This is a genomic window from Flagellimonas flava (assembly GCF_050617915.1).
GTDB classification, from domain to species: domain Bacteria; phylum Bacteroidota; class Bacteroidia; order Flavobacteriales; family Flavobacteriaceae; genus Flagellimonas; species Flagellimonas flava_A.
The window spans coordinates 1-229 of record NZ_JBODQE010000246.1 but is presented as its reverse complement, the minus strand read 5'-3'; the positions used below and the strand labels follow the sequence as shown (position 1 = coordinate 229).

Below are 229 nucleotides of genomic sequence, written 5' to 3'. Positions count from 1 at the left end.
GGTATTTGAACCCTAAACTGGGTAACAAAATGGCATCAAAATCCCTTTCGGCAGAAGTGTTGGCAGCACCCGTATTGAACAAATCCCTGAAATCGTAATTCGTACTGTTGAGGTACAGGCCAGCTTGGGCATACAAAGCATTGGACAGAGGAAGGGTAAAGGTTCCGAACAGGTTCAATTGACCTCGGAATTCCCTGTTACGGCTTAAACGGTCTCCTTGTAGACTTCC

At 46.3% G+C, this 229-nt stretch carries 1 pseudogene; it reads right to left on the bottom strand.

The annotated features are described in order from the left end of the window. Positions 1-229 (bottom strand): annotated as a pseudogene (locus ACRHOZ_RS21710) (TonB-dependent receptor family protein); the annotation flags it as partial.